Origin of the sequence: Paenibacillus riograndensis SBR5 (assembly GCF_000981585.1) — a bacterium.
Classification (GTDB): Bacteria; Bacillota; Bacilli; order Paenibacillales; family Paenibacillaceae; genus Paenibacillus_AQ; species Paenibacillus_AQ riograndensis.
Genome location: NZ_LN831776.1, coordinates 2,275,049 through 2,288,229, shown reverse-complemented (window position 1 = coordinate 2,288,229; position 13,181 = coordinate 2,275,049). Strand labels below are relative to the sequence as shown.

Here is a 13,181-nt window from a genome sequence, read left to right as displayed (position 1 = left end):
CTTCCCTTTTATGAATTTTCCAAGTTCATCTTATATATTTCTCTTATTCTAGGGTCAGGACAACTACGGATGCCGGAGGAAGCTGACAGTCCAGCACCCCGTTCTTCAGCGAAGCCCCTTCGAAAATAGCCGGAGCAACGGTTGCCGGAGCTTCGAAGGTATTGTGCGCATTCAGATCGGAATGGGTCAGGATCTGCCCGGCCACTGTTCCAGCCGAAGTTCCGGCAAGTTCAATGCGGAGGCCAGCGCTGTCCTCGTGGCTCAAATTGCACAGGGAAATGTACACCCTGCCGGCTTCATCCCGGGATGCAGACACGCTAAGCTGGGGAATGGACTCCCTGCCCATGCTGTACACCGGACTCTCCATAACCACCTCAAGCAGCTCGTTATCCTGATGCACTTTATACATGTCAAAGACATGGTAAGTAGGGGTAAGCAGCAGCTTGTCGCCTTCGGTTAAGATAAGCGCCTGCAAGACATTGACCATTTGCGCGATATTGGCCATTTGTACCCGTTTGCTGTGGTTCTGGAAAATATTCAGGTGAATCCCTGCCACCAATGCATCGCGCAGTGTATTCTGCTGATACAGGAAACCCGGATTCGTCCCCGGCTCGCTGAGGAACCAGGTTCCCCATTCATCTATAATCAATCCTACCCGCTGCTCCGGATCATACTTGTCCATGATATTGGAATGACGGGTAATCAGCTCATCCATATAGAGTGATTTCTTCATGGTCTCGAACCATTCGCCGTTGTCGAAGCCAAGTGCAAAACGTTTTTCTTCCCAGCTGCCGGGAATCGTATAGGAATGCAGACTGAGACCATCCATGTACTGTCCGGCTTCCCGCATCAGCACTTCCGTCCAGTTATAGTCGTCCACATTGGCGCCCCCGGCGATTTTGTAGAGCTTGTTGTCCCCGTAATTGCGCGCATAGGTCTGGTAGCGGCGGTACAGGTCCGCATAATATTCCGGACGCATGTTGCCTCCGCAGCCCCAGTTCTCATTCCCGACGCCAAAATACTTCAGCGCCCAAGGCTGCTCGCGCCCATTCTCAGCCCGCAATCCCGCCATCGGGGATTCACCGTCAAAGGTCATATATTCCACCCATTCGGACATCTCCTGCACGGTACCGCTGCCTACATTGCCGCAAATATACGGTTCACATTCCAGCAGCTCGCAGAGCCGGAAGAACTCATGTGTGCCGAAGTGGTTGTTCTCGACGACCCCGCCCCAGTGGGTGTTGATCATCCGCTTGCGGGTTTCTGGAAGGCCGATACCGTCCTTCCAGTGATACTCATCGGCGAAACAGCCGCCCGGCCAGCGCAGCACGGGAATATCGAGCTTGCGCAGCGCAGCAATCACGTCGTTACGGATACCGCCCGTATTGGGAATAGGCGAATCCTCGCCTACCCAAATGCCCTCGTAAATACATCTGCCGAGATGCTCGGCAAAGTGGCCGTAAATATTTTTATTAATTTTACTTTTTGGCATATCCGACAGGATTCTAGCTTTTGTAGTCATCGTTTCTCTCTCCTTGGCTGTCTCTATTTTTTTAACCCTTAATGCCTGAATTCAGATTGATGGATTGGACAAAGTACTTCTGCGCGAACAGAAACAACAGCAGGGTTGGAATAATCGCCAGAACCGCTGAACCCATCAGCTGACCAATCATACGGTAATTTCCATAGATATCTTGAAGCAGCAATAACCCTGCTGTAACCGGCATTTTGTCCACATCTGTAAACACAATTACAGGCCAGAGGAAGTCATTCCATGATCCGGTGAAGGAAAATAAGGCGCATACAATCAATACCGGCTTGATCAGCGGCAGAATGATCGAGAAATAAATCCGGAAATGACCCGCACCGTCCACGTGAGCCGATTCATCCAGGTCCTTCGGGATTCCGTTCATGAACTGCCGGACCAGGAAGATATTGCCCATGCCCGCCAGTCCCGGGATAATCATGGCCCAGGAGGTGTTGACCCAGCCCAGTGCGTCTATAATTTTGTATGAGGGAATCAAATTCACCACGCCGGGAAAAAATGAGATGCCGAGCAACGTAAAAAAGAGCGTATCTCTGCCTTTAAATTTCATCCGTGAGTAGCCATAGCCGGTAATGGAGATGACCACAACCACCAGAAGGGTATGCATGGAGGCAATAAACAGTGAATTCATGAGCCACCGCAGAATCGGTGCGGTAGAGGTATTCTCCAAAATCGCGACATAGTTGTCAAAGATCCATTCCTTTGGGAATAATCTGAACCCGGAGGAAACCACCTCAGACTGGGAACGGAAGGACGTCGTGATGCCAAAGACCACCGGAATGATCCAAATGATACAAAGCACGATCAAAAACAGATAAGAGATATACTTTGAGATGCTGATTCCCGGGCTTTTACTTTTTACTGTGCCCTGCTCTTTGAAGCGGGGGCGTTTATCATATTGCTGCGCCACCTGATTGGACATACGGGTACACCTGCCTTTTCAATTTCCATTACTGGTTCCTTGCCCTGCCGAACATTAAGCCGCATTCCGGTTCATGACGTAATATTGCAGAGCCGAGATGACCAGTATGACCAGTCCCAGCAACACTGCCATAGCGGACGCCATACCCGCAATGGACTCTCCATTGCCGAACGCCAACTGGCGGATATACATCATAAGCACATGCGTACTCTGGCGCGGTCCCCCGTCTGTCATCATCAACGGCTGGCCGAATACATTGAAGGCCCCTGCTGTGGTCATGACAAAAGTGTAAATCAGCGGGAAACGGATGGAGGGCAGCGTAATGCTCGTAAATCTGCGTATCGTTCCGGCTCCGTCCATCTCTGCCGATTCATACAAATCCTGCGATACGCCGCTTATGGAGGCACGGTAAATAATCATGTTGCCGCCGACTCCCCCCCAGATCGTGATGATAATAATGAGTATCCAGGCATACGGCTGGTTAGCCGGCCAGGAAACATCCGATCCAAAAACATTGCCGGCCATCCCAAGCTGCTTGTTGAACAGCAGAAGCCAGATCAATGCTCCCGCAGATATGGAAATCAGGCCCGGAACGTAAATAATGGACTGGATCAGGCTTTTCCCTTTGACTTTTTTGTGTTCAAGTGCTACTGCAACAAGCAGCGGAATCACGATTAACAGCGGGACACTGAGCAGAACAAAAATAAATGTATTTTTAAGCCCGTTGTTGAATTGCGTGTGGAAGGTAGAGCCGCTGTCAAAAAGGATGGTTTTATAGTTGTCGAGGCCCACCCAGACCGGCTCGTTCATCAGATTCCATTTGGTGAAGGAAGCATAAATTCCGTAAAAGGTTGGCAGCAGGATGAAAACGGCAAATAAAATGACATGTGGACCTACAAAGAAAGCAGGCGCGAGATTCAGTTTCTTTTTCATAGGCATTCTTTTCTCCTTTGGCATGAAGCAATGCTCCGGATGGCGGTCCATTGCTCCATGCAATCATTTCCGCTTTTCGTTTACTTCGCTGCTCCGCCCGTTCCTTCGGCGATTTTATCCTCCACAAATTTCTGCATCGTCTGGAGGGTTTCATCAATATCCACATTGCCGCGTACAATATCCCCGCAATACGTATCTACGGCTTCCGCAATATACGGATAATATTCGTAAGTGTAAATGTAAAGGGATTCAACTTCTTTTTCATTGGAGGTGAAGAAGGATTGGATATAATTTTTGAAATCAGGACTTTCATTGACCTGCTTACTGGCTACGATCTGTCCCGCTTTAGCCCACTCGATGGAATTCTCGCGGATGAACTCCAGGAAATTGCCGATGCCCGCGACCTTTTCTTCGGATCTGTCTTTATTCTTCATCATCGAGAACAGGTGCGAGGACGATCTGTTGGTGAACTTATCCGCAGTAGGCGAATATACATTGGTTACTCCGAAATTCAAACCTTCCACCCCGGCATGTGCCGTAGAACTCCAGGTCCCGTCCGTAGAGAACAATACGTTCCCGGATTGGAACATCAGGTATCCGTCTTCGCCGAACGGCGTCATCAAGCCCGCGTCGTTGATCTTTTTTACATTCTCAAATGCCTGCTTCATCACCGGAGTATTCACGGCAGGCTTGCCATTCTCCTGGATATCTCCGCCAAGGTCCTGAATCTGAGCAAGAATGACCCAGCCCAGCAGCGCATCATTAACAACATAATCTCCTTCATCCAGCTTTCCTTGCAGAGAGAGCATTTCATCAATCGTTACCACATTATCGTCGAGGAAGGATTCCGCATTGTATTTCTTAAGCAAATCCTTGTTGTAATACATAACATTACTGTGGATATCGAGAGGTACTGTATATTGAGTGCCGTCAATCGTGCCTGTTGACCAGGCTTGCGGCAGATAATTTTCCTGTTTGATCTCAGGCTGGGCGGCGGTTACTGCCGTCATCGGCTCAAGCACCCCCTGCTTGACATAGCCCGGAACACGGTCAGCATGAATAATAGTCAAGTCCGGAACACCTTTGCCCGAGTTCAGCACTGTGGAGAGCTTGGTGTACATATCAGAGGTGATGACATGCTTTACCTTAATTTCCGGGTTAGTGGCATTGTAATCCTTAACAAGCTGGTCCATATAGGCACCGTCATCACCGGTTAGCGGAGTCCAGAATGTAATCGTCTTGGAGTTGTCTTCCCCGCATCCCGCTAATAACGTTGATAACATTAGAACAAGTACTAATACTGAAAACCCCCATTTTTTCTTCACACTTTCTCCTCCTAATGAAATAATTTTAGTGAATCATCTACAAAAATGTTTTTGCAAACAATTAACTCAGACGCCTTCTTTCACACATTCATTAAATAATTAAAAAACATTTGAATGTATTCGCTTACAGGTATAAAATAGCATACAAAGGACACCTTGTAAACAATAATATCTAAACCTATTTATATTTATACAAAATAAAATCAAAAAATAAGCTTAATAAAAGAATAAACCGCTAATTTTGCGCGTAATTCCTCATTTATATTTATTTTATATTGAACCAAAAGTGAGTTTTTGTTTGAAATATAATTAATTTTTAAATTATTAGACAAAAAAATGGAGAATACTTCCCTTTTTAACCTGATTAGTTTATAATTTTATAAAATAGTTTCGATAATGACGTTAGCGGAAGAAGGTACTTAACCATGATTTATATTAAAGATCTAATGAGCGGGATCGATATCTTCAAAGCGCTCAGCTCCGAGATCCGGATTCAAATTCTGGAGCTGCTCGCCACCAATCAGGCCCTCAATCTCAATGAAATTGCCAAGAAGCTGAATCTCAGCAATGGAGCCATCACCATGCACATCAAGAAGCTGGAGGAAAGCGGCCTGATCGAGATTAATACTTCCGTAGGCAAGCATGGCATCCAGAAGGTGTGCTATTTGAATAAAGATAAGCTGATGGTGGACCTGCGGAGTAAGGAGACTGACAATCTGTACGAGGTCGAAATCCAGGTTGGGCATTACAGCAACTATCACGCAGTGCCGACTTGCGGACTGGCTACTAAGGACAGTATCATTGGCGACTTTGATGAACCGCGCTATTTCGCCGATCCCCAGCGGATTGATTCCGAAATCATCTGGATGGCTGAAGGCTTTTTGGAATACCGGATTCCGAACTACCTGAAGGCAAATCAGACCTTCCGCGAAATTCAGTTCTCCATGGAGATTGGATCGGAGGCTCCGGGATTCAGCGACAATTATCCTTCGGATTTGTATTTTTATGTGAACGGTATCGAAATTGGCTTTTGGACCAGTCCCGGCGATTTCGGCGCTGCCCGCGGCACCTTCAACCCCGACTGGTGGCCCCCCCACCTGAACCAGTACGGCATGCTTAAGCTGATCCGCATCAACAATGAAGGAAGCTTCATCGACGGCTGCCGCATCTCGGATATTACGCTGGACGATATCAAGCTGGATTACAAAAGCGAGCTGACCTTCCGCATTGCCGTCACCGACAAGCCGGTCAACAAACGCGGACTGACCATATACGGCAAGCATTTCGGCAATTACAGCCAGGACCTGCTGGCCCGTGTGCTCTACGATGTTCACGAGGTCGAAGACGTCTCCGGCCCCACTCCAACCAGCGCGGAATAGGCTGCGCACCGCAAAGACCATGTGCAGGGCATGCTGCCCGGCATATGGTCTTTTTTATGGAAGCCATCTCCACAGTATAAAGTCCCGCGCCTTAACCCACACTAACCATGTCTTTCAAACCAGCTTAAGAGGGAGTGTTTCGGATGCGTGAAGGTTTGATTCCCACCGTTCTTGGAACTGTAGTCACCGCTTCAAGCGCAGCTTTTTTAGGCAGCCGGTATAAGATGGCCGCTACAGGTATTCTTGGATTTGGCCTCGCCCACATCGTGCTGGGAGCCATCGATCTGTTCGAGCACCGCTGAAAAAGGTTGAAAGATGCCGGCCCGTCCTGGGCCGGTTCTTATTTTTGCACAGCATAAAATTTTCTTCGGCAGTTGAATATGAACTTGAGGCGCACGTAGCCCGGATTGTTGGACCATAGGCAAGATTATCGCCGATTCAGCGTACTTAGAGCACAGATTGTTGTACTCCGTGCAAGATTATCGCCGATTCGGCATACTTAGAGCGTACATTGTTGTATTACGTGCAAGATTATCGCCGATTCGGCGTACTTAGAGCGTAGATTGTTGTACTTCGTGCAAGTTTATCGCCGATTCGGCGTGCTTAGAGCATAGATTGTTGTACTTCGTGCAAGCTCTGAGGCACTTTACGTGGTCCACTCACGATTCAGCCGCGAATGATGCGGACAGGAGATCCTTATTGGGGGCGGATCAGGCTATTCTCCAGGGCAAACGGACTCAGATTCCACTATGTGACCTATTTCTCCTCATTTTAAAACCGAATGAACGATATAACGGCTCCTGAGTCCGAATCAGCGGGAAAACTAGGGTTTTTCGTGTTCGGTGAAAATAAAGTGTTGGACTGGAGTTGTTGATTTAACGGGGGTTTTGAATTGGAGATTACTCAGTTTTTGAAAAACGTTTAATAAATTAGTCGCGTTTGCACTCCAAAATATCACTTGGCTGACAATCCAAAGTCTTACATAGATTCGCCATAGTAATTCCAACTCTCTCCGAAAGCTCCGTTACGCTTATTTTTCGTTTTGCTAACATCACATCATTATTAATGATAATTGTCATATCCCCCACCTCAGACCGTCAAATCATTTTCTAATTTTATGTTAATCGCTTCTTGTAGAAGCCGTTGGAGGATAGCAGCAAAAACGGCGATAACCAACGAAGCAAAAATGATAATGAGCCCCATTAATCCAATAGGAGGGTCCACTTTCTTCGCTATAAAACGAAAGAGTGGCAAACCTAATACATATAAACCACTGATTGTAATCGCACAGCACTTTATGTTCTTTAACGCCTTTACAGATAATTCAGAGAACGCTGTGTTCTCGTCAATGTACCGTAAAAGATTGAAAGCCTGATAGAGAGCAAAGTAAAAAGGCACAGCCGCTCCATACATCACGATGAAAACAAGATATTTCATCAAGGCAATATTTGGATACAATTTTGCTGCGAAATTCGCCATATGGGGCACTAAAAATATACACAAAGCAAGCACTGCAATTCCAGCCAGAAAAATAATTACCTTTAAGAAAGTGGTTGAAAATCGTTTAATATTCATTTAAAACACCTCCTCCACTTATTTAATGATAACATCATTTTAGCACATGATTTATCGTTTTAAAATAAATATATATTGTTTTTATACTATTATTGTATTTGGATATCCTTTTATTTTTGACAAATATAAAAAGCATTTCTCATTACAAAGAAATGCTCTTACTTTCTGTATTCCTTGCTTTTGACATGGTCAATTAATCCTCATTGCTAAGTTTAATACAAGTTCTTCGAAATTTTTTGTGCCATATGCTCAATTCTAGGGATCATCAGGTTGTCATCCATCATTTTAATTTTATCAGGTTTAAACAACTGGAATTTCTTTAGAGTGTAATAGTCAAATAGCACCTGATACACGGTCAAATGATTCTCCATCAAGTACTTTACATCTAAAACGTTACTTAGAATCTCATCTTGCATAATGATAAGCCTGCCATCAATCTTATTAAAAAAACCCTCTTTTATTCCTTCATCATAAAAAGCCAATTCCTGATCTTCTCGTTGCTTCATGGCTTCTTTTAGCCGCTCATAGTTCTCAGGGTAACTATTTTCAAGTTCCCTTAGGAAAATGTCTGTGATGTACTCTTTTAATAAGATTGTTTGTTCAAATGTTTGCTGAAATCGCTGAACGAATAATTGATCAGAGTCAGAATCTTCAATAATCTCGTGGATGTATTCGACAAAAGCACTCACAATAAACGTAATAATATCTTCTTTGGTGGAGAAATATTTATATAAAGTCGCCCTGCTTATATCCATAATCTTTGAGATTTCATCCATCTTCAAACCTTGAAACCCATTTTTTCTAACGTGTAATAACAATCTGTTAGTAAGCTTTTGCCTCATCTGATGTTGTTTTTCAATCTGCCGTTCCATCTAACTGCCCCCTTATAAAATATATTATATCTCAAAATCATGATTTTAGACAAACTATACTAAATAGACATTTTATATACTTTTTGTTTACTTTATTCAGTTCTCATGATATTATGTTTTTTGTTCCTAGGCTTTAAACACTTGGGTGATAACAATCTAATTTTCATTATTTAGGGAGGAACAAAAATGCAAACTCGAATTCTTGGTCAACAAGGTTTAAAAGTCTCTTCTATTGGTTTGGGTACTATGGGGATGACAATGGCATACGGTCCTTCAAATGAAAATGAAGGAATAGCGACTATTCGTCGAGCTTATGAGCTTGGAGTTAATTTCTTTGATACGGCAGAATTATATGGATATGGAAATGGTCACAATGAACAGTTGCTGGGTAAAGCTGTGAAGGATTTTCGTGACAAGGTAGTACTGGCTACCAAATTTGGATTTGACATGACAGCCGAGCAGCTCGGAACACGTTTTAACAGCCGTCCAGAAAATATTCGTAAAGTAGCTGAGAACAGTCTTCGCTATCTGCAGACTGATTACATTGATGTTTTCTATCAGCATATCCCTGATCCTGATGTTCCTATCGAGGAAGTAGCCGGGGTCGTTGGAGATCTTATCAAAGAAGGGAAAGTTAAATATTTCGGTTTGAGTAATACGGGTTCCAAAACAATCCGTCGAGCTCACGCAGTTACCCCTGTGTCTGTGCTTCAGACTGAATACTCAATATTCGAACGCGAGATCGAGGACGATATACTACCAACTTTGAATGAATTGGGTATAGGTCTAGTACCTTACTCTCCATTAGGCAGAGGATTCCTGACAGATGCAGTTAAACCATCCCACGAGTATCCCGAAGGAGATATGCGTCGATTCGATGAGCGTTGGCAAGGGGAAAACTATATCTACAACCTACAAGCAACTGAACAACTTAAAGAACTTGCTTCTGACAAAGGTATTTCTGTAGCAGAATTGGCACTAGCTTGGCTTCTTAACCAAGGAGAGAATATCGTCCCAATCCCTGGTACACGCAGTGTTACTCGGGTTGAGCAAAACATTAATGCTGTTAATGTCAATCTTACAGAAGCTGATCTTGGGCGTATTAAAGAGATCCTCCCACATGGATCAGCAGGTAGCCGGTATCCAGCTGGAATGATAGAGAACTTCACAAGAGATTGATAGTTTTTATAACAAGGCGTGCCTCCGGGCACGCCTTAACAGCAAAAAGGCCCTCCCTGAATGGTAGGACCTTCATCATCTACTGTTTATTTTACCGCTACATAGAACAGCCGTCCGGCGCTGTCGTCGGCCTCCACCCACTCAAAATCGGCGTAGACCTTCACTTCGCTGAAGCCCGCCTTCCGCAGCTCTTCTGCCATCCACTCCGGGTCATAGGCCCGCTGGATGTGCGTCTCTTCAAAACGGCGGTACAGGCCGCTCCCTCCCTCTTCACGGGCGAAGATGGACAGATGATGCTCAATCTCCCGGCGCGGAACATCCATTTCACAGGTCCAGATATACGATACCGCAGGCTCGTCCAGCACAAACGGCTGCTCCTCCTCATAACGGATGAGTGTATTCGGATGATGCACATCGAAGAGGAAGGTGCCTCCGGCCTTAAGACCGGCATAGGTGCATTCAAATACGGAGGTGATATCCCGCTCTTCCAGCACATAATTCAGGCAATCGCAAAAGGAAATGACTGAATCGACCGGTTCCGGCAGCTCCCATTCCTTCATGTTCTGCCGAACCCAGCGCACACTGCCCTCGCGCAGAAAACGCCGCCCCTGCGGATGGCGCTCCATCTTCATCTGTGCCACGGAGAGCATATCCGAAGACAAGTCAATTCCCGTCATGTGGTAGCCGGAGGCCGCGAGCGGAATGGTGATGCTTCCGGTTCCGCATCCCAGCTCTGCAACCGTCAGGGGCTTGCCGTATTTGCTCCATGCCGCCTCCGCAAAGGCCAGCCAATCCGGATACGGCATATCCGCCATCAGTTCATCGTATACATATGCAAATTTCCCATAGGAAGACACTGGCTTACACCGACTTTCTGTCTGTAAATCGTTGATTGTGACTACAGGGAAGGTTGAGGCTTCCGGCTGCTAGCGCTCCTTAAGTCCCTGCCACCTTATTACGAGCAGGCTATCAGCTTCCGGCCCGTTATGATCCGGGCACCCCGTTGTCCTTGGACTGTCCTTGATCCGCTCCATCCTCTTCGCTGCGGGCCAGATAGGTCCAATTCTCCTTTTGCGTAACAAGACCTTCCTTCATCAGCTTGCCGAGGGCACGCTTGAATGCCGACTTGCTGATGCCAAACCGCTGCTTGATGATCTCCGGCGGTGTGGCATCCGAATACGGCATCGCTCCGCCCGGACGTTCCTTCAGGAAGTCCAGCAGCGCGGCGGAATCAACATCCCGGCCGATTTCCTTGCGCTGCGACATGGACAGATTCACCCGGCCGTCTTCACGGATATGGGAGACGCGGGCCTCGAATTCCTCGCCGAGCCGCAGCAGGCGGCTGCGTTCGGAGGAATGGACCATGCCGATGATTCCGAAGCCCAGCACACCGCCGTCCACAAGCACAAAGGTACCCATCTGCAGCGGCTTGTACACGCGGGCCTTAACCGTCTGCCCCATCCAGGAGGCAGGCGCAGGAAGGGCAAGCGGTGCAAGCTCCTGCTCCCCGGCCAGCTTGGCGCGCAGGCGCCCCTGCTTGTCATGCTCCATGAGCACAAATACCTTATCGCCTACCTGCGGACGCAGCTCAACCAGCTCCGGGAGCTCACGGATCGGCAGCAGCAGCTGCCGTCCCAGCCCCATCTCCAGGAAGCAGCCCAGGCGGGGATGAATGTCCGCCACTTCCAGCAGGGCCATCTCGCCCAGAGTCAGGAACGGCTTCTTCATTGTGGCCGCCAGGCGGTCCTCCGTATCGAAGAAGATGAATACCTCCACCTTGTCTCCAGTCTTAGGCTTGCTGCCAACGAGTTCCGTATAGTGCAGCATGACTTCCTGGCCGCCCGCGCCCAGGAAGTACCCGTAAGGGGACACCTCACGCAAAACTTCCAATGTAACCGTAGTTCCGGCAATCAGACTCATACGGGTTCCACAACCTTGGCGTCGGACCACAGACGCTCGATATTGTAGTATTCGCGCTCATCGCGGTGGAAGACATGCACAATCACGTCTCCCAGATCCATCAGGACCCAGCGGGCTGCATCCATGCCTTCAATGCCGCGGATTACGCCGCCGGCTTCATGAACCACCTTGCGTACTTCTGTGGCAATAGCCTGTACCTGTGTGTCGGAATTCCCGTGGCAGATGACAAAATAGTCGCTGATCGGTGACACGCTGCGCAGGTCAAGCGCAACCACATTCATTGCTTTTTTATCTTCGGCGGCTTTAAGGGCCAATTGCAAAAGCTTGCTTGATTCTATCGTCATATTTTATCCTCCAATATTCTTACTAGGTCGTTGCGGGCCAGTACGGTGAGCGGAAACACAATCTGCCGCTTCTGCAGCAGCAGGCTGATCGTGGAGTCGAATCCGGCCAGCAGCCCTTCCTCCAGACTTGCCTTGGACAGCTTGCGGATATGATCTACCCCCGGAAAATCCCGCCCCGGTTCAATATAATCAGCGAGACATACGATCTTCTCCAGCAGGCCCATGTTCTCGCGCCCGGAGGTATGGTACCGTATAGCATCCAGCACCTCAGGATCGGTAATCCCGTATTCATCCCCGGCCACAAAAGCGCCCACCTCCGCATGCCACAGCTGCTTGTCATAGCTCAGCAGCTCGGCGGACAGCCCGTTTGCCTCAATGATCTCCTTCATTCGTTCGACCGGCCAGTATTTGGCCACATCATGCAGAATCGCCGCCGTTTCGGCACGGACGGGGTCACCGCCGTAACGTTCTGCCAGCTTCACCGATGTCTCCATCACGCCCAGTGTGTGCTTCCAGCGTTTGTCGGGCATCTGTGCGGAGACGGCTTCAATCAGCGCTTCGCGGCTGAGTGCCATACAATCCACTCCTTTGAACATAATCATATACAGCATCCGGCACCATATAGCGGATAGACTTGCCTTCGGCGGCCCGGGCCCGAAGCATCGTTGAAGAGATATCCACGAGCGGCATGTCCGCCAGCAGCACCTTCTCGGCAATGAAGCCGGGCAAGGCCGCAAGATCCAGCGGTGTGCCCGGCCGTCCTACCCCGATAAAGGTCAGACGCCGCACCAGCTCTTCAATTCCGTGCCACTTCGGCAGATACTGGACCATGTCCGCGCCTACTATGAAAAAAAATTCATGCTCCGGATATTCCTCCTGCAGCATGGTAATCGTTTCAAAGGTGTAGGATACGCCGCCCCTGGCGATTTCGAGGTCCAGAATGCCAAAAGCGGCATGATTCCTGACAGCACCCTCGACCATGGCCAGCCGTTCCTCGCCCGACGCACCGGCCTCATGCTTATGCGGCGGAATATGCGAAGGCATGAACCATACCTCTTCCAGTGCGTAGGACTCCCTGGCAGTCTCCGCTGCCATCATATGGCCGATATGAAGAGGATCAAAGGTCCCTCCCATAATTCCAACTCTCAAGAGGTCTACCTCCTCTTATTAACAGGTTAACTGCACG

General features: G+C 48.0%; 15 protein-coding genes. 3 read left to right on the top strand and 12 right to left on the bottom strand.

Annotation, left to right across the window (positions count from 1 at the left end; translation table 11 throughout):
• Positions 1 to 43 precede the first annotated feature (43 nt).
• The 4 genes from PRIO_RS09335 to PRIO_RS09320 form a co-directional block, all read right to left on the bottom strand.
• Entirely contained in the window at positions 44 to 1,522 is a 1,479-nt protein-coding gene (locus tag PRIO_RS09335) for an alpha-N-arabinofuranosidase (RefSeq protein WP_020429505.1), read from the bottom strand.
• Positions 1,523 to 1,553: 31 nt separating this feature from the next.
• A complete protein-coding gene (locus PRIO_RS09330; protein WP_020429503.1) occupies positions 1,554 to 2,468 on the bottom strand; it encodes a carbohydrate ABC transporter permease in 915 nt (304 codons plus the stop codon).
• Between the two features lie 54 nt (positions 2,469 to 2,522).
• Complete coding sequence (locus PRIO_RS09325) at positions 2,523 to 3,401, bottom strand: carbohydrate ABC transporter permease (protein ID WP_020429502.1); 879 nt, start codon at positions 3,399 to 3,401, stop codon at positions 2,523 to 2,525.
• A gap of 80 nt (positions 3,402 to 3,481) precedes the next feature.
• On the bottom strand, positions 3,482 to 4,684 hold the full coding sequence (locus tag PRIO_RS09320) for an extracellular solute-binding protein (protein WP_046506665.1): 1,203 nt from the start codon (positions 4,682 to 4,684) through the stop codon (positions 3,482 to 3,484).
• A 467-nt stretch (positions 4,685 to 5,151) separates the two neighbouring features.
• On the opposite strand from PRIO_RS09320, the gene PRIO_RS09315 reads away from it, so the two are divergent.
• Positions 5,152 to 6,105: an ArsR/SmtB family transcription factor gene (locus tag PRIO_RS09315; protein ID WP_020429500.1), complete on the top strand. Its 954-nt coding sequence runs from the start codon at positions 5,152 to 5,154 to the stop codon at positions 6,103 to 6,105.
• Positions 6,106 to 6,248: 143 nt separating this feature from the next.
• Positions 6,249 to 6,407, top strand: a complete 159-nt coding sequence (locus PRIO_RS09310) for a hypothetical protein (protein ID WP_020429499.1) — start codon at positions 6,249 to 6,251, stop codon at positions 6,405 to 6,407.
• A gap of 627 nt (positions 6,408 to 7,034) precedes the next feature.
• Here PRIO_RS09310 and PRIO_RS37315 read toward each other — a convergent pair.
• The 3 genes from PRIO_RS37315 to PRIO_RS09300 all read right to left on the bottom strand — a co-directional run bounded on the left by PRIO_RS37315 (position 7,035) and on the right by PRIO_RS09300 (position 8,552).
• Positions 7,035 to 7,184 (bottom strand): helix-turn-helix domain-containing protein, encoded by a 150-nt coding sequence (locus tag PRIO_RS37315; protein WP_331709832.1) that lies wholly within the window; start codon positions 7,182 to 7,184, stop codon positions 7,035 to 7,037.
• Positions 7,185 to 7,194: 10 nt separating this feature from the next.
• Entirely contained in the window at positions 7,195 to 7,680 is a 486-nt protein-coding gene (locus PRIO_RS09305) for a DUF2975 domain-containing protein (protein ID WP_046502005.1), read from the bottom strand.
• Between the two features lie 212 nt (positions 7,681 to 7,892).
• Complete coding sequence (locus tag PRIO_RS09300; RefSeq protein ID WP_046502002.1) at positions 7,893 to 8,552, bottom strand: TetR/AcrR family transcriptional regulator; 660 nt, start codon at positions 8,550 to 8,552, stop codon at positions 7,893 to 7,895.
• A 186-nt stretch (positions 8,553 to 8,738) separates the two neighbouring features.
• Between PRIO_RS09300 and PRIO_RS09295 the strand changes: the two genes are divergently transcribed.
• Positions 8,739 to 9,731, top strand: coding sequence for an aldo/keto reductase (locus PRIO_RS09295; protein ID WP_020432876.1), 993 nt, complete (start codon positions 8,739 to 8,741; stop codon positions 9,729 to 9,731).
• A gap of 86 nt (positions 9,732 to 9,817) precedes the next feature.
• Here the strand turns inward: PRIO_RS09295 and PRIO_RS09290 are convergent, their stop codons facing one another.
• The 5 genes from PRIO_RS09290 to PRIO_RS09270 all read right to left on the bottom strand — a co-directional run bounded on the left by PRIO_RS09290 (position 9,818) and on the right by PRIO_RS09270 (position 13,144).
• The gene (locus tag PRIO_RS09290; RefSeq protein ID WP_020432877.1) at positions 9,818 to 10,588 is read right to left on the bottom strand and encodes a class I SAM-dependent DNA methyltransferase; all 771 of its coding nucleotides are present in this window, start codon (positions 10,586 to 10,588) and stop codon (positions 9,818 to 9,820) included.
• A gap of 127 nt (positions 10,589 to 10,715) precedes the next feature.
• Positions 10,716 to 11,651, bottom strand: a complete 936-nt coding sequence (locus PRIO_RS09285) for a CvfB family protein (protein ID WP_020432879.1) — start codon at positions 11,649 to 11,651, stop codon at positions 10,716 to 10,718.
• Positions 11,648 to 11,995 carry a ribosome silencing factor gene (rsfS, locus tag PRIO_RS09280; RefSeq protein WP_020432881.1) on the bottom strand — a complete coding sequence of 116 codons (348 nt, stop codon included), beginning with the start codon at positions 11,993 to 11,995 and terminating at the stop codon, positions 11,648 to 11,650. Before rsfS ends, PRIO_RS09285 begins: the two co-directional genes overlap by 4 nt.
• Positions 11,992 to 12,570 carry a bis(5'-nucleosyl)-tetraphosphatase (symmetrical) YqeK gene (gene yqeK, locus PRIO_RS09275; RefSeq protein ID WP_020432883.1) on the bottom strand — a complete coding sequence of 193 codons (579 nt, stop codon included), beginning with the start codon at positions 12,568 to 12,570 and terminating at the stop codon, positions 11,992 to 11,994. Before yqeK ends, rsfS begins: the two co-directional genes overlap by 4 nt.
• A complete protein-coding gene (locus tag PRIO_RS09270) occupies positions 12,542 to 13,144 on the bottom strand; it encodes a nicotinate-nucleotide adenylyltransferase (RefSeq protein WP_020432886.1) in 603 nt (200 codons plus the stop codon). The genes yqeK and PRIO_RS09270 overlap by 29 nt, the downstream gene beginning before the upstream one ends.
• Positions 13,145 to 13,181: the final 37 nt, after the last annotated feature.